12 protein-coding genes are annotated in these 15,570 nt (G+C 56.3%); 4 read left to right on the top strand and 8 right to left on the bottom strand.

Annotation, left to right across the window (positions count from 1 at the left end):
• Positions 1-42: 42 nt before the first annotated feature.
• Positions 43-2,346 (bottom strand): FdhF/YdeP family oxidoreductase, encoded by a 2,304-nt coding sequence (locus tag AC6I77_RS09685; RefSeq protein WP_039660145.1) that lies wholly within the window; start codon positions 2,344-2,346, stop codon positions 43-45.
• Positions 2,347-2,606: 260 nt separating this feature from the next.
• Between AC6I77_RS09685 and AC6I77_RS09680 the strand changes: the two genes are divergently transcribed.
• From AC6I77_RS09680 to AC6I77_RS09665, 4 genes are all read left to right on the top strand, one after another.
• On the top strand, positions 2,607-4,193 hold the full coding sequence (locus AC6I77_RS09680) for a PTS transporter subunit EIIC (protein WP_140033364.1): 1,587 nt from the start codon (positions 2,607-2,609) through the stop codon (positions 4,191-4,193).
• Positions 4,194-4,378: 185 nt separating this feature from the next.
• Positions 4,379-5,923, top strand: a complete 1,545-nt coding sequence (locus tag AC6I77_RS09675; RefSeq protein WP_497816849.1) for a methyl-accepting chemotaxis protein — start codon at positions 4,379-4,381, stop codon at positions 5,921-5,923.
• Between the two features lie 153 nt (positions 5,924-6,076).
• Positions 6,077-6,805: a YoaK family protein gene (locus AC6I77_RS09670; RefSeq protein ID WP_039660150.1), complete on the top strand. Its 729-nt coding sequence runs from the start codon at positions 6,077-6,079 to the stop codon at positions 6,803-6,805.
• A 187-nt stretch (positions 6,806-6,992) separates the two neighbouring features.
• Positions 6,993-7,889 carry a LysR family transcriptional regulator gene (locus tag AC6I77_RS09665; RefSeq protein WP_033743061.1) on the top strand — a complete coding sequence of 299 codons (897 nt, stop codon included), beginning with the start codon at positions 6,993-6,995 and terminating at the stop codon, positions 7,887-7,889.
• A 5-nt stretch (positions 7,890-7,894) separates the two neighbouring features.
• On the opposite strand, the gene AC6I77_RS09660 is transcribed toward AC6I77_RS09665, so the two are convergent.
• The 7 genes from AC6I77_RS09660 to sapA all read right to left on the bottom strand — a co-directional run bounded on the left by AC6I77_RS09660 (position 7,895) and on the right by sapA (position 15,420).
• Entirely contained in the window at positions 7,895-9,007 is a 1,113-nt protein-coding gene (locus AC6I77_RS09660; RefSeq protein WP_008925264.1) for a CMD domain-containing protein, read from the bottom strand.
• A gap of 217 nt (positions 9,008-9,224) precedes the next feature.
• Positions 9,225-10,013: an enoyl-ACP reductase FabI gene (fabI, locus tag AC6I77_RS09655; protein WP_003853816.1), complete on the bottom strand. Its 789-nt coding sequence runs from the start codon at positions 10,011-10,013 to the stop codon at positions 9,225-9,227.
• 141 nt (positions 10,014-10,154) lie between these two features.
• Positions 10,155-10,958 carry a putrescine export ABC transporter ATP-binding protein SapF gene (gene sapF, locus AC6I77_RS09650; protein ID WP_003853814.1) on the bottom strand — a complete coding sequence of 268 codons (804 nt, stop codon included), beginning with the start codon at positions 10,956-10,958 and terminating at the stop codon, positions 10,155-10,157.
• A 1-nt stretch (position 10,959) separates the two neighbouring features.
• Positions 10,960-11,955: a putrescine export ABC transporter ATP-binding protein SapD gene (gene sapD / locus AC6I77_RS09645; RefSeq protein ID WP_003853811.1), complete on the bottom strand. Its 996-nt coding sequence runs from the start codon at positions 11,953-11,955 to the stop codon at positions 10,960-10,962.
• On the bottom strand, positions 11,956-12,846 hold the full coding sequence (gene sapC / locus AC6I77_RS09640) for a putrescine export ABC transporter permease SapC (RefSeq protein WP_078804454.1): 891 nt from the start codon (positions 12,844-12,846) through the stop codon (positions 11,956-11,958).
• Positions 12,833-13,798, bottom strand: a complete 966-nt coding sequence (gene sapB, locus AC6I77_RS09635) for a putrescine export ABC transporter permease SapB (protein WP_485525763.1) — start codon at positions 13,796-13,798, stop codon at positions 12,833-12,835. The genes sapC and sapB overlap by 14 nt, the downstream gene beginning before the upstream one ends.
• Positions 13,795-15,420 carry an ABC transporter substrate-binding protein SapA gene (gene sapA, locus AC6I77_RS09630; RefSeq protein WP_497816848.1) on the bottom strand — a complete coding sequence of 542 codons (1,626 nt, stop codon included), beginning with the start codon at positions 15,418-15,420 and terminating at the stop codon, positions 13,795-13,797. Before sapA ends, sapB begins: the two co-directional genes overlap by 4 nt.
• Positions 15,421-15,570 lie beyond the last annotated feature (150 nt).

The raw sequence follows: 15,570 nt of genomic DNA, 5'->3' as shown, positions 1-15,570 counted from the left end.
AAGCCGGACGAACCGGCTTTTCAGAGAGGAGTGAAAGGGAGGTCAGGCAATGCGCTGTTCAGGCAGTGCCGCTGACAGTTCCAGCTTCACCGGCACCGACTTAGAGGTCGGTGTGCCACTGCCATCACCAAAGCTGTTCAGCGGCACCAGCGGGTTGGTTTCCGGGTAATAAGCCGCCAGATTACCGCGCGGAATATTATAGGGAACCAGTTTGAAGCCGCTGACGCGACGGGTAATGCCATCATTCCAGAGTGTCTCGATATCGACATTCTGACCTTCGGTGAAACCAAGGTCTGTCATATCATCCGGGTTGATGAACACCACTTCGCGCTGACCAAACACGCCACGGTAACGGTCATCGAGGCCGTAAATCGTGGTGTTGTACTGGTCATGTGAACGCAGCGTCTGAAGAGTGAAAGGGACCTCTTGATCCAGATTCGGGAACAGCGAGGTCGGCAGCGCCGCGGCATTGAACTCTGCTTTCTGGCTCGGCGTATTGAAGCGCAACTCGGCAGCGGCATTACCCAGGTAGAAACCGCCGGGGATATCACATTTCGCATTGAAGTCGGCAAAGCCCGGAATCGTTGCCGCGATATGCTCACGAATCAGGTTGTAATCACCGGCCAGCTCGCGCCATTTCACTTTCTCATCACCCAGCACCGCCTGCGCGATACCGGCAACAATCCAGGTCTCAGAACGCTGTGTTTCCGCCAGCGGAATACCAATCCCTTCAGAGGCGTGCACCATGCTAAAGGAGTCTTCCACGGTAATAAACTGATTGCCGGTCGCCTGCAGATCGCGTTCGGTGCGGCCCAGCGTCGGCAGAATCAGCCCTTCATGACCCGGCACCAGATGGCTGCGATTCAGTTTGGTACTGATATGCACAGTCAGACCACAGCGTGACATCGCTTCTTCGGTGCGCGGTGAATCTGGTGCAGCCGCAGCCAGGTTGCCACCCAGCGCGATCAGCACTTTGACTTCATCACGCAGCATCGCGTTCAGCGCTTCAACGGTGTTATGGCCCGCGGCACGCGGTGGCTCGAAATTGAAATGATTACCCAGCGCGTCCAGGAACGCTTTAGCCGGTTTCTCATCAATCCCCATGGTGCGGTTACCCTGCACGTTGCTGTGACCGCGAACCGGGCAGAGGCCTGCGCCTTTTTTGCCCAGTTGACCAAACAGCAACTGCAGGTTGGTGATTTCGCGAACCGTGTCTACCGAGTGTTTGTGCTGGGTGATGCCCATTGCCCAGGTACAAATCACCCGGTCAGCGCTCTGGTAAATCGCCGCCGCTTCACGGATCTGCGCCTGCGTCAGGCCAGACTGCGCCACAATCTGCATCCAGCTGGTGTTATCCACCGCATCCAGATAGGCCTCAATGCCATTGGTTTTAGCATTGATAAAGGTCTGGTCAAACAGGCCACTTTCACCGGCTGCCAGACGCGCGCGATGGGTCTCCAGCAGGGATTTCACCATGCCGCGCACCGCCGCCATATCACCACCCAGATTGGGCTGATAATAAGACGAGCTGATGTTACCCGCTTTTGAGGTGACGACTTCCAGCGGCTTCTGCGGATCGGCAAAACGTTCCAGACCGCGCTCGCGCAGGGTATTAAAGGTGACGATCTTCGCACCATGATCGGCAGCATGACGCAGGCTGTGCAGCATACGCGGATGGTTGGTGCCGGGATTCTGACCGAAGACGAAAATCGCATCGGCGTGATCGAAATCATCCAGACGAATCGTGCCTTTACCGACGCCAATACTGCGCTTCAGACCGGTGCCGCTGGCTTCGTGGCACATATTCGAGCAGTCAGGGAAGTTATTGGTTCCCATCAGGCGACCAAACAGCTGATAGAGCCAGGAGGCTTCGTTGCTGGCGCGACCGGAGGTGTAAAGCTCCATCTGATTCGGATGATCCATCGCCTTGATGTGCTGCGCGATCAGCGCAAACGCATCTTCCCAGCTGATCGGCTCATAGTGGTCAGTTTCCGCGTTATAGCGCAGCGGATGAGTCAGACGCCCCTGATACTCCAGGAAGTAATCACTCTGGGTATAGAGCGTGGTTACGCTGTGTTTAGCAAAAAAGTCGGTGTCGACCATGCGGCGCGTCGCTTCCCAGGTGACCGCTTTGGCCCCGTTTTCGCAGAAGCTGAAGGTACTTTTGTTGTCATCACCCCAGGCGCAGCCCGGACAGTCAAAACCGCGTGCTTTATTCATGCGCATCAGGTTGCGCATATTTTTCAGGGCCGCTTTGCTGTCAAGCACGAAACGCGTGGTGGCTTCCAGAGAACCCCAGCCGCCCGCAGCCGCGCGATAGGGTTTGATTTGGCGTTTAAATTTCATAGTGAGTGCAGGCTTTTATAGTAGGCATTATTGTTTGGTGTTTGTTATCAGGTTATAGCCTGATGGTGAAAGGAAGTCTGCAGCTATCGTTATACCTTGTCTAATTGATTGACATAATGGTGCGATAGCTGGCGTTTATCGTGAACAGGCCTGAAATGTGATGGTGCTCAGATTTTACCCGCCTTAAACCGGCCGATAACGGGAGTTCTGCTGACAACAGGCTAATACTTGCTGTTCACAATCAGAGAGAGCGTGACGCCATGAAACAGCTGACCAGCCAGATCCATGCGTTTGGCAAAGCATTGATGATGCCCATCTCAGTCATCGCGGCCGCCGGTATTTTTCTCGGACTGGCGGCGGCGATGCAGAATCCGGCGGTAACCGGCGATGCTTTTGCGCAGATGCAGATTCCCCAGATAATCATTGGCTTTATTCGCAAAGTGGCAGGCGCGCTCTTTGCTAATCTGCCCGTCTTCTTTGCGGTAGCAAGTGCCATCGGTCTGGCAAAAGCAGAAAAACCCACGGCCGCCTTTGCCGCAGTGATTGGCTACATCGTGATGAATGTCGGCATCAGCGCCACGCTGGCGGCGAAAGGGATTACGGCGGCGACGACCACACCGGCAGCCCTGCAGCAGGCGGGAATGGATCAGACCACCGCCATGATGACCTCGGCGGAGTACATCAACATGCTGGGTGTCTTCACTTACAACATGAGCGTGCTGGGTGGGGTCATTGCCGGACTGATCACGGTGGCGCTGCACAATCGTTTTTACACGCAGCAACTGCCCACGGCGATCAGCTTTTTTGGCGGACGGCGTTTTGTGCCGATCATTACCGTGGTCTGTCTGCCGCTGATTGGCGTGTTACTGGCGCTGATCTGGCCGACCATTGGCAATGGCATCGCCTGGATTGGACAGATGATTGGTAAAAGCGGCCAGTATGGTGCTTTTCTGTTGGGGGCTTTTGAGCGCATCCTGATCCCCACCGGCCTGCATCATATTCTCAATGAAACCGTGCGCTTTACACCCATTGGCGGCATGGCGGTGGTCGATGGTCAGACGGTTGTCGGTGCGCTGAACATTTTCAACGCCTCGCTGACCCATCCGGGATCGATCCCCGATGAGACCCTGCGCACCGCCACGCAGTTTCTGGCACAGGGCAAGATTCCGGTGATGATGTTTGGCCTGCCCGCGGCGGCGCTGGCCATCTATCACACCGCGCGGCCCGAACATAAACAGCGGGTCAAAGCGCTGGTGATGGCGGGGGCGCTGACCTCGTTCACCACCGGCATTACGGAACCGCTGGAGTTCTGCTTTATCTTTGTCTCGCCAGTGCTCTACCTGCTGCATGCTTTCCTGACCGGCCTGTCGTTTATGCTGATGTCGATGCTGCATCTGATGATCGGCAACGTGCAGGGCGGCGTCATCGACCTGGTGGTGTTCGGCATGCTGGGCGGGGCGAAAACCCACTGGTGGTGGACGCTGGCGCTGGGCGTAATCTATGCGCCGATCTACTACTACGCTTTCCGGCTGGTGATTACCCGAATGAATGTGGAAACACCGGGCCGGGAGTCGGAGGATGAAAAACCGCAACAGGTGACCGCGGATGAACGCACGCAGGTGATTATTAGCGGACTGGGTGGGCAGGCCAACATTGAGGATGTCGATTGCTGCTTTACCCGTCTGCGGGTTCGGGTTAAAGAGATGAATCAGGTGGTCGATCAGACGCTGATGAGCACCGGTGCGAACGGTGTTAATCGTGTCAGCGAGCACGATATTCAGGTGATCTATGGCCCGCAGGTTGAGAAGATCGCAAATGAGGTGAAAATGGCGTTGGGTGTTGCATAACCCCAGCCCATTTCAGGCGTGAGCATCACGTTATCCGCCCGGTGCAGCGGGCGGTTTGCACCGTTCCTGGTGGAGACACTGATCACTGCCCACCCGCCTATTGTAACTAAAAAAATCCATTACCCTAATGGGGCACCTCTTTCTGCCGATATAGCGATTAATCCCCTCATTACTGGAACACCGCAATGTCGTTAAAAAAATCTTCCCTGATGATATTTTCCTTCCTGCTGGCCTTGTTTCTGACCAGCGTGGCAATCAGTACCTGGCTCCTGATTCAGAGCAATCACTCCCTGAATGCGGTTAACAAAGAGATCCGTGTGGTGCTCTCAGTGATTGACCCGATCAACCACAGCCGAACGCTGCGTGTCCGTCTGATGGAATATATGAAGGAGATTGAGGGCAGCGACGCAAACAATCCCGCCACGCTGGACAGTGTGCGGACCGTAGCAGGTAAAGCGGATGCCGCATTTCAGGCCTACATGAATGCGCCGCGTCTGCCAGGCGAAGAAGCCGAAGCTGACGCCTATAGTCAGGCTTATCTGGCCTATCGTCAGCAGGGACTACAACCCTTAATTGATGCCGCTGAGGCGCATGATCAGGTGCGCTTTAAAAGTCAGATCCCTAACGTGGTTCGCCTTGATCGCCAGTACGAAATCATTCTGGATCGGGTGCTGGCCCAGCATGAAACGTATGCTAAAAAGCTGAACAGCGATGCCCAGAGTCACTTCACCGCCGGCATTACGATGCTTGGGCTGTTTGGCGTCCTGTTTTTTGCCATTATTATTGCCATTTACATCTTCATGAAGCGCTACGTACTTTCACCGCTTAATGACGCGCAGGAACACTGCAAACTGATTGCGGCGGGTGTGCTGGATACCACGGTACCGGCCAGGTCAGGTTCACGCAGCGAAATTCAGCTGCTGATGGGCTCACTGGAGCAGATGCGCAGTGCGCTGACCACCATTATTCTGCAGGTGCGTGATTCAACCCGCTCCGTTTCCACCGCCTCGCAGGAGATTGCAGCGGGTAACATCGATCTTGCCTCGCGTACCGAACAGCAGGCCGCCGCACTGACTGAAACGGCGGCCAGCATGGAGCAACTGGGCGCCACGGTGAAACAGAATACCGAAAACGTCTTTGAAGCCTGCCGTCTGACCAGTGAAGCGGTGAAGAATGCGGAGAGCGGTGAAAAAGTCTCGCAGGAAGTGGTGACATCAATGGCGTTGATTAATGCCAGCTCGAAGAAGATTGAAGAGATCACGACCGTTATCGACAGCATCGCTTTCCAGACCAATATTCTGGCGCTGAACGCAGCCGTTGAAGCCGCCCGTGCAGGTGAGCAGGGACGTGGCTTTGCGGTAGTGGCAGGGGAAGTGCGTAATCTTGCCCAGCGCAGCGCCACCGCTGCCAAAGAGATTGAAGGGCTGATTGCCGAATCGGTTTCGATCATTCATGCCGGTTCTGATCAGGTCAGCCGGACCGGTGATGCCATGAGCGCGATTATCTCCTCGGTCAGCCGCGTCAATCTTCTGATGGAGCATATCTCCACGGCCTCTGATGAACAGAGTCGCGGCATCGGTCAGATTGAGCAGGCCGTCACCGAGATGGATAGCGTTACTCAGCAGAACTCGGCGCTGGTGCAGGAGTCTGCGGCGGCCTCTGCCTCGCTGGAAGAGCAGGTACAGTACCTGACGCAGTCGGTCTCCACCTTCCGGCTGGCAACGCATTAATCAGCCCACTCTGCGCTCAGTGTATGCAGCGCAGCGTGCTGAGCAGCGGGCTGCTAAGTAAAGCATGGCAGAGAGGGGCGAGTTTGACGCAGCGCCTTGTCGCGGGCAGAGATTCGGCGGATTATAAGGCTTTCCATTGAACACAGGGTCGTCATGCTAACCAGCACCCATGGCCGCAGCAATAGCGCCGATACCCGACTCGCCTGCACGCTTGCCGCTGCTGCAGGCGCGCTGAATACCGCAGCCTTTGAGATCGTCGGTTTTTTTTCAGCCAACATGACAGGGAATGTCTCGCTGTTGTCCGATCATCTGGCAAAAGCGAATCTGGGGCCCGGCCTGTTTTTTCTGTCGATCGTCCTGTTATTTATTGTCGGTTCCCTGTTTTCGACCCTCGTCATTAATGCCGGGCACCGCAGAAATATCCGCACTATCTATGCGTTTGTCATCCTGCTGGAGGGCACCGCGCTGATTGCGCTGGGCGTGATCGAGAATCACTTTCCGCCGCTGTCACCTGGCGTGGTGTTAATCATGAGCCTGAGCTTCCTGATGGGGTTGCAAAATGCGGTTGTTACGCGGATCTCTAATGCACGTGTTCGTACAACCCATATTTCTGGCACAGCGACCGACATCGGCATTGAAATGGCGATGCTGTTTGAGGTGCTGCGGCGTAAAACCTCGCCGAAAGATGCGCCGCTTTATCTGGACCGGCTGCGACTGCACACGCTGACATTGCTGGCTTTCCTCGCAGGAGGAATAGCCGGAATCGGGCTTTACCGGGTGCTAGGCTACGATTTTTTGCTACCGGTGGGGTTCGGCTTAATCTGTCTGGCGCTGAATGCCATATTCACTAAACCCGCGAAAACAGCGGTCGTGAAGATGTAGAGGGGCATACGCTCTGCCGCTTTTTCAGGGCACATCGGTTGCTGATTCATCGTTCCCCTTGCGCCAATGAACCGTGCGGTTAAAACCGCCATGGTTAAGCAGGGTAACATCTCACTCTTAACTCGGGTTGACTCTGACAGCGAGACAGTGACGAAAACACGCTTTAACCTGCAGATGGATAAATAACATCGACATTAAACAACTGATCTACCTATGTAATCTGGAGCGTGAACGCCATTTCGGGCGGGCCGCAGAAGCCAGTTTTGTTACACAGCCAACGCTCTCGATGCGCCTGAAAAACCTGGAGCGCGAGCTGGGCCTGCCGCTGATTAACCGCAGCAATAACTTTGCCGGATTTACGCCAGAGGGCGATCGCGTGCTGGCCTGGGCGCGGGAAATCGTGTCGGTGTATCAGGGGCTGAAGCTGGAAGTTGAATCACTGAAACATGGGGTAAACGGCACGCTGCGGGTTGGCGTGGTGCCGCAGTGCAGCATGGCGCTGCCGTTGCTGCTGAAAGCGGTGCAGGCGCGTTATCCCCAGCTCGACTACCGCATTGCGGTGCTGAGTGCTGATCAGCTGCTGGAAGCGCTCAATAGCCACACCGTGGATGTCGGTATCGGTTTTTTCGAGATGGCGACGCTACGGGAACTCCATTTTCAGACCGAGATGCTGGCAGACCGGGGCGCTGAAGCTGTATTCCATCCCGACCATTTCCCCGAGCTGGTGGGGGGAACCCCGCTGACGCTGGATGAACTGGCTCAACAGCCACTTTGTCTGGCGGAGCCCACGCGCTATTTCCGCCGCTACATTGATATGGCGTTTCGCGAGGCGGCACTGGTGCCGCGAGTGATCGTTGAGAGTGCCTCTATTATGCAACTGATGCAGTGTGCGCAGGTCGGGCTGGGGTTGCTGGTGTCACCGGTTGGTCACCTGCTGCCCGCTTCACTGCAGGGACTGCAGCAGCGCGCCATTACGCTGCCGCCGATGGCACGTCAGGCGGCACTGGTGATAGCCGAACCTGGCCGTGCCACACCGCTGGCACAGCACTTTTTCGACGAAGCGCGTGGTCTGCTGCCGGTATAACGCAGTTACTTCGCCTCGCCCAGCGCGTAAAACAGGCGGCTGTTCCAGTTGCCTAGCGCAACACGCTGTATTAGCGCGAACAACGCTTCAGCCTCCCAGCCTGCCTCCATCAGCGGTTGCAGGTGGGCGGCGCTGAATCGCTCAGGTGACCGGGTCAGCTGGACCGACAGCGCAATAATCAGCTGTTCTTCACCTTTTGACGCCGTCTCCTCCACACCCTCAATCAGGATGTCGTTCCCGTCCAGCAGCCGGAACGCCCAGCGACTGCCCAGAATACGCGCAGCGGTTGCCTCGGCCAGCGTATCCTCCTGAGAAAGATGCTGACACAGCTGCGCCCAGCCATAGAGCGCCGAGGGATCATGGGCCAGCAGCCATACCGCCTCCTGCATGCCGGGCAGAGACTGACAGCGGGTAACGGCAGCGAGCTGCTCAGCACTGGCATAGCGCAACTCCAGCGGTTTCAGCACGGGCTGCCAGCGGGCAGGCTGGTCAAAACCGGTGGAATCAGCATCAGGGGGCAGGGAGCTGCCCGGCAGCCAGCGTACCGGCTGACCCTGCAGCGCCTGCAATCCGGCAACCACGCGTGCCTGGTAACTGACAAACCCGATCACCTGATTCAGCGTGACAATATCGGGTTCAGTCAGGCCGACCGCATCGAGGGCGGTGATCGCGCTCGCGTTGATGAGCTCAGGCTGCATCGCCAGCTGGCGGGCATACTGTGTGATCTGGGTCAGGCGATTATTACTCTCGCGTGAGGAGTCGGGCCCGGGCAATGGATTTAATCGGGCAGAGTAGTGATTACACAACCGCTGCACGCCCGCGACCTGCGCGACGGTTAGCGCAGTACTGAGGCGATCGTAGAGCGTTAGTGTATGAGTGAGTGAGTTGTTGACGCGATCAGGAAAAAGCAGTTGTGCCAGATCGCGCGCGGCCAGCAGGGCCGGCTGATGCGTGCGCAGCAGTGACTGCACTACGGTGTTATCGGCGTAGCATCCCAGCAGAAAACGGTCATCAATATGGGCAGCCTCTGGCACCAGCGGTGCGGCCTGAGCAATACGTGGACTGGTCTGGCTTTCATAAAACCAGTGGTTATGGCCCGGATAGCGGCGTTGTTCCATGATCAATCCTTTTGCAAAATCGGGTTCGGCATGCAGGCGGCAAAGTCTGAAAATGTGCATAAACCGAAGGTCAGGCTTATCGTCGCTGATGGGCAGGCCGGGGCAAAAGAATGATCGGTGATAATTAATAGCGTTACGGTATAACGGGAGCGAAATCAGGCAGGAAGAGCGAGGCGGGGATAAAGAGAAGGGCGAGCCAGGCTCGCCCTTGCGGAACTTATTTCAGTTCCAGCTCGTTCATTGCAGCGATGCTAAAGCCGCCATCAACGTGTACCACTTCACCGGTGATGCCGCCAGCCAGATCAGAGCAGAGGAATGCTGCTGAGTTGCCGACATCTTCAATGGTGACAGTACGGCGAATCGGGGTGACCGCTTCGCAATGCGCCAGCATCTTACGGAAATCTTTGATGCCTGAAGCTGCCAGGGTGCGGATTGGACCCGCAGAAACGGCGTTAACACGCACGCCTTCCGGCCCCATGGCGTTCGCCATATAACGCACGTTAGCTTCCAGCGACGCTTTCGCCAGACCCATCACGTTGTAGTTCGGGATTGCGCGCTCAGCACCCAGGTATGAGAGGGTCAGCAGCGCAGACTGTGGATTCAGCATCTCGCGGCACTCTTTGGCCATCGCGACGAAGCTGTAAGCACTGATATCATGCGCGATTTTAAAGCCTTCACGAGTCACGGCGTTCACGTAGTCGCCTACCAGCTGGTCGCCAGGCGCGAAACCGATAGAGTGAACGAAACCGTCAAATTTTGGCCAGGTTTTTGCCAGTTCAGTGAACAGAGATTTGATGCTCTCATCTTCAGCTACGTCACATGGCAGCACGATGTCTGAACCCAACTCTTTGGCAAACTCTTCCACACGACCTTTTAACTTGTCGTTCTGGTAGGTGAAAGCCAGTTCTGCGCCCTGTTTGTGCATCGCCTGTGCAATACCGTAGGCGATGGAAAGTTTACTGGCAACGCCAGTAATCAGAATGCGCTTACCGGAAAGAAAACCCATAGCTGTAATCCTTATGGTCATTGTAGTTGGCGGCCGCATGATTAAAAAGTAAGCGACCGACGTTAATCGACGTGCGGATTCTAGCACGTCTCTCATAAATCAGGTAAATCGCCCCGCAATTTCCGCGATATGCAGCAAAAATCAGCGCTCACGCCGCCAGGCTTCGGCACTCAGTGCTTCGCCAAAGTGGCTGCTGATCAGCCGTCGTGTCAGATCATGCAGCGGGGAGGCCAGCACGTCCGCCGTGCCGCCGCGCTCGACCACTTCGCCCTGATGCATCACCAGCACTTTATCGCTGATGTGCTTCATCATGCCCAGATGCTGCGTGACATAAATGTAGGCGATCCCGTGCTTCTCCTGCAGTTCCAGCATCAGATTCACCAGCTGAGATCGCATAGTCATATCCAGCGAGGCCAGCGCTTCGTCGGCCACAATGACTTTAGGCTGGAGGATCAATGCACGCGCCAGACCCAGACGCTGTTTCTGACCGGGCGCCAGCATGTGAGGATAGTACCCGGCATGATCGCGCAGTAAGCCAACCTGACGTAGCGTAGCAATGATGCGTTTCTCGCGCTCCTCCGCATTCAGCTCGGTATTGAGCCGCAACGGAAACTCCAGGATCTGACTGATGCGCTGTCGCGGATTCAGTGAGGTTGAGGGATCCTGAAAAATCATGCGTATGCGCTGACTGCGATAGCCATAATCGCCGAAGGTCAGCGGATGATCGTCAATCAGAATCTCACCTTCAGTGGGGGCGACCATGCCGCTGAGCATCTTCGCCAGGGTGGATTTACCCGAGCCGTTTTCGCCGATAATCGCCAGCGTCTGTTTCTCACGCAGGGTAAAGCTTACCGATTTCACTGCTTCAACGTGCTGACGGCGAAACAGGCCCGTACGGTAGCGAAAGGTTTTGCTCAGGTTGCGCACTTCCAGCAGGGTCTCCATGCTACTGGCCCTCCATATTCAGCGGGAAATGACAGGCGTAGAGATGAGTTTTGCTGCCGGTGAGCCGTGGCGTTTCGATACATTTACGCTGGGCATAGGGACAGCGAGGCCCCAGACGACAGCCAATCGGTAAACTCTCCAGCGACGGAATCGCGCCCGACAGGGTATTAAGACGGCTTTTGTGCGGCAGGGCGCGCCCAAAATCGGGCATGGCCCGAATCAGCGCCTGGGTATAAGGGTGATGCGGCGTACTCATCAAATCTTCGCTCTGGGCGGTTTCCACCGTCTGACCGCAGTACATCACGTTGATTCGATCTGCCCACTGACTCATTGTGCGCAGGTCATGGCTGATCAGCAGAATAGTGGTGTTGTTATTCTGGTTGAGACGGCTCAGCAGGCGGAAAATCTGCGCCTGGGTGGTCGGTTCCATGGCATTTGTTGGTTCATCCGCAATCAGCAGGCGCGGCTGGTTAGCCAGCGCAATGGCGATCATCACTTTCTGGCACTCACCTTCAGTCAGCTCATAAGGGAAGCTGCGCATAATATCTTTGTGATCTTTGATGCCGACGCGATGCAGCAGTTCGATAGCGCGGGTTTTGCGCCAGAACCAGAAGCGTTTCAGCCATGGCCCTTTGTACGTCCAGCGCGGGATCACCTGCATCAACTGGCGACCAATGCTCTCTGAGGGATCCAGACAGGATTGCGGCTCCTGAAAAATCATTGAGACGTTGTGTCCGATAATGCGACGACGCTCGCGCGGCGATAAGCGTAGCAGGTCCACATCATCAAACACCATGCGGTCAGCGGTGACACGCCAGTTATCGTTGGTGACGCCGCAGATAGCTTTGGCGACCAGACTCTTGCCGGAGCCGGATTCCCCGACCAGTCCCCGGACTTCGCCTTCGCCCAGCGTCAGATTAACGCGGTCAACGGCTTTGACCGGCCCGTCAGCGGTCATAAATTCAATGGTGAGATTACGGATATCGAGTAACGGCATTTATTCCACTCCCGCTTCGACGGCGCGACGGATGCCGTCACCGAGCAGGTTAACAATTAATACGCTCACCATCAGCGCCACGCCGGGCAGCATAACGGTCCAGGGTGCGACGTAGATCAGTTCCAGTGAATCGCCGAGCATCGCGCCCCATTCCGGCGAAGGCAACTGCGCGCCAAGGTCGAGAAAGCCAAGTGCGGCAATGTCCAGAATAGCCATCGACAGCGCGCGGGTTATTTCGGTAATCAGCAGCGGCAGAATATTGGGCAATATGGCATAGCGCAGAATGTTGCGACCGCGAGCGCCATCAAGGCGAGCAGCCACCACATACTCCTTTTCCAGCTCATCATGCACGGCGCTGTATATTTCGCGGACCAGACGTGGCATCAATGCCAGCCAGACGGCCAGCAGCGCATGTTCGAGTCGTGGCCCGAGAAACGCCACCACGATAATCGCCAGCAACAGCGACGGAATCGAGAGCAGGGTGTCCAGGACATGGTTCATGACGGCCGAGCGGATACCGTGCGTCATGCCCGCCAGCACGCCCAATACCAGCGCACCGAGGGTGGCGGAGATCGTCACAAGAATCGCAGAACCCACTGTGGGGCCTGCGCCACTCAGCAGGCGGCTCAGCACATCGCGACCCAGATCGTCAGTCCCGAGAAAGAACGAGACATCGCCATAGCGTGACCAGGAGGGCGGCAGCAGCTGATAGCCCAGGAACTGCTGGTCAATACCGTAGGGTGCTATCAGACCGCCAAACAGGCAGAGCAATAATAGTGCGCCAAAGCCATACAGTCCGACCATTGAAATCGGGTTGCCGTAGAAATGATGCCAGCTCTGACGAAATGCGCTGGGCAGGCGTTTTTCGGCGTAGATATTATCGGACGGCATACCATTCCTTATGTTTCAGCGGATTCATGGCCGCGCCAATGACGTCAGAAATCACATTCACCAGGATCACCAGTCCGCCAATAACCATGACACCGGCTGAGATCGCCGCATAATCCTGCTGGCGAATCGCGTTAATCAGCCAGCGTCCCAGACCAGGCCAGTTAAAGACCATCTCAGTAATCATCGCCAGCGTCAGCATGGTGGAAAATTGCAAGCCAAGACGTGGAATCACCGGCGGCAGCGCGTTATGCAGCACGTGGCGGCGGATGACGGTAAAGCGTGAAAGACCGCGCGTGGCGGCCGCTTTGATATAATTTTTGTCCATCACGTCGCTGGTGCTGTTGCGCAGCAGACGTATCACCTCTGTTGTCGGTGCCATCGCCAGCACCAGCACCGGCAAAATAAGGTGCGAGAGGACACTGATAATCATCTCATGTCGCCACGGCGAACGACTCAGCCAGGCGTCAATCAGCGCAAAACCAGAGACGTTCTGAACCGGATAAAGCAGATCGTGGCGACCTGACACTGGCAGCCAGCCCAGCGTCAGCGAGAAAAAGAGCGTCAGAATCAGCGCCAGCCAGAAGATCGGCGCAGAAAAGCCAATCAGCGCCAGCGCACTGATGGTTTTATCCTGCCATTTGTTGCGCATCACACCGGCACAGATTCCCAGCGGAATGCCCACCAGCAGCGCAAACAGAAACGCCAGGATACAGAGCTCCATGGTGGCCGGGAACACCTCGCGCAGCTGTAAACCAATCTCCTGACCGTTAGTGCTGGAGACGCCGAAATCAAACTGCAGCATCCCTTTAAACCAGAACCACCAGGCGTCCGAGAGTGCAGCGCCTTCCAGCGGCGCATTAGGGGTAAAATAGCTCAGGCTGAAGCTGACCAGCGACAGCAGAAACAGGGTGATGAGCAGCAGTAGCAGGCGCCGCAAAATATAGATAATCATTTACTCCCCTCATCAGCTTCACGATAAACACCGGCAAACGAGGCGTTGCCAAACGGACTCAGCACCAGCCCCTTGATATCATAACGAAACGCCTGGAGCCGCAGAGAGGATGCCAGCGGCAGTACCGGTAACTCCTGTGCCAGAATCTGTTGCGCTTTGTCATAGCTGTCGATGCGGCCCGAAAGTTGTTGTGATAACAGGGCGTTCTGCAGTGTTTCGTCAAAGGCCGGCGAGCACCAGTGCGCGTAATTGGTCTGTGAGCGAATCGCCGCACAGCTGAGCAGAGGACGGAAGAAGCTGTCAGGATCGTTACTGTCAGTGGCCCAGCCTGACAGCGTCAGATCATGATTCATCGCCATCAGCTGCGCCTCCTGGAAACGGCCTTCTACCGGTACAATCGTCAGCCGCACACCAACCTGTGCCAGATCTGCCTGTAACAATTCGGCGGTTTTAAGTGGGCTGGGATTCCAGGACTGCGATGCCACTGGCACCACCAGTCGCAGATGCAAATCGCTGATGCCCAATGCTGCCAGCGCGGCCCGGGATTTATCCGGATCATAGCTGGTAATACGCGCATCATTGTCATAGGCCCAGGAAGCGCGCGGTAATATGGAGGCAGCCGTTTCGGCGGTGCCGTAATAAATCGACTCCATCAGCCGCTCATTGTTGATTGCCAGCGCCAGCGCGTGACGCACTTCAGGACGGTCGAGCGGCGGCTTGCGGGTATTAAAAGCCAGATAGGCGATGTTCATGCCAGGACGCAGGGTCATCCGCAGGCGCGGATCATCGCGCAGAATGCTGAGCTGGCTGGCCGCTGGATAGGCCAGTACATCGCATTCGCCGGTTAACAGTTTGGAGAGCCGTCCGGTACCGCCAGACCCCAGATCGATTACCGCCTGTTGCAGACGCGGAACACCCTTCCAGTAGTGAGGATTGCGCGCCAGACGGATGTACTGACCGGTGCGATATTCGCTGAGCAGATAAGGGCCGGTGCCAACGGGTTGCCTGTCCATCTCTTCCTGGCGTCCCTGCGCCGTCAGCTGGTCGGCATACTCCTTCGACAGCACCGGCGCATAGTGGGTCGCCATGTGCCACAGGAACGACGCATCCGGGCTGTTGAGTCTGAACTCAACCGTCCTGCTGTCGATTTTCTTCACGCTCTGCACTGAGTCGGAAAATTGCAGGCTATCAAAATAGGGATAATTACCGCCGTTGACGTTATGCCAGGGGTGATTACGGTCAAACATCCGCTCGAAGCTGAAAACAACGTCGTCTGCGTTCAGCGGTCGGGTAGGGTGGAACTGATTGGTCTGCTGAAACTGCACGCCGCTCCGCAGATGAAAGCGATACGTTGCGCCGTTGTCGCGCACTTCCCAGCTGGACGCAAGATCGGGTTTGAGACGATAAGTGTAGGGATCAACATCCAGCAGGCGGTCATAAAGTTGTGCCGCCAGGGTATCGACAGTCAGCCCGCTGCTGGCCATCTGCGGGTTAAAGGTATTCAGCGTGCCGCTGACGCAATAGACAAAGCCGGTCTGGCGGATATCACCCGCAGGCGCTGACCACGCAGGGGTACTCAACACGCTGAGGCTGAGCAACAGCGAACATAGTAGTTTTGACATAGAACTCAACGATTTTGAGGCATTAGGCAGAGTGTATCTCAAAGCGGGCATTGTCCCAAAACCTGCAGCGGCTACCAGGCTGTTTTTCATCCTGCATCAGGAAAAAGAGCGCACAGAAGGTGTGGTAATGAGAAAAATTCTCAACGGGTG

The sequence above is a fragment of the Pantoea sp. X-Soil-ISGK-259 genome (assembly GCF_059730705.1).
This window is presented reverse-complemented; position numbering and strand designations above follow the sequence as displayed.

What these genes read in the sequence shown, in the direction of transcription:
- AC6I77_RS09685 (WP_039660145.1), bottom strand. Translation starts at nt 2,346, where the DNA reads ATGAAATTTAAACGCCAAATCAAACCCTATCGCGCGGCTGCGGGCGGC.
- AC6I77_RS09680 (WP_140033364.1), top strand. Translation starts at nt 2,607, where the DNA reads ATGAAACAGCTGACCAGCCAGATCCATGCGTTTGGCAAAGCATTGATG.
- AC6I77_RS09675 (WP_497816849.1), top strand. Translation starts at nt 4,379, where the DNA reads ATGTCGTTAAAAAAATCTTCCCTGATGATATTTTCCTTCCTGCTGGCC.
- AC6I77_RS09670 (WP_039660150.1), top strand. Translation starts at nt 6,077, where the DNA reads ATGCTAACCAGCACCCATGGCCGCAGCAATAGCGCCGATACCCGACTC.
- AC6I77_RS09660 (WP_008925264.1), bottom strand. Translation starts at nt 9,007, where the DNA reads ATGGAACAACGCCGCTATCCGGGCCATAACCACTGGTTTTATGAAAGC.
- fabI (WP_003853816.1), bottom strand. Translation starts at nt 10,013, where the DNA reads ATGGGTTTTCTTTCCGGTAAGCGCATTCTGATTACTGGCGTTGCCAGT.
- sapF (WP_003853814.1), bottom strand. Translation starts at nt 10,958, where the DNA reads ATGGAGACCCTGCTGGAAGTGCGCAACCTGAGCAAAACCTTTCGCTAC.
- sapD (WP_003853811.1), bottom strand. Translation starts at nt 11,955, where the DNA reads ATGCCGTTACTCGATATCCGTAATCTCACCATTGAATTTATGACCGCT.
- sapC (WP_078804454.1), bottom strand. Translation starts at nt 12,846, where the DNA reads ATGCCGTCCGATAATATCTACGCCGAAAAACGCCTGCCCAGCGCATTT.
- sapB (WP_485525763.1), bottom strand. Translation starts at nt 13,798, where the DNA reads ATGATTATCTATATTTTGCGGCGCCTGCTACTGCTGCTCATCACCCTG.
- sapA (WP_497816848.1), bottom strand. Translation starts at nt 15,420, where the DNA reads ATGTCAAAACTACTATGTTCGCTGTTGCTCAGCCTCAGCGTGTTGAGT.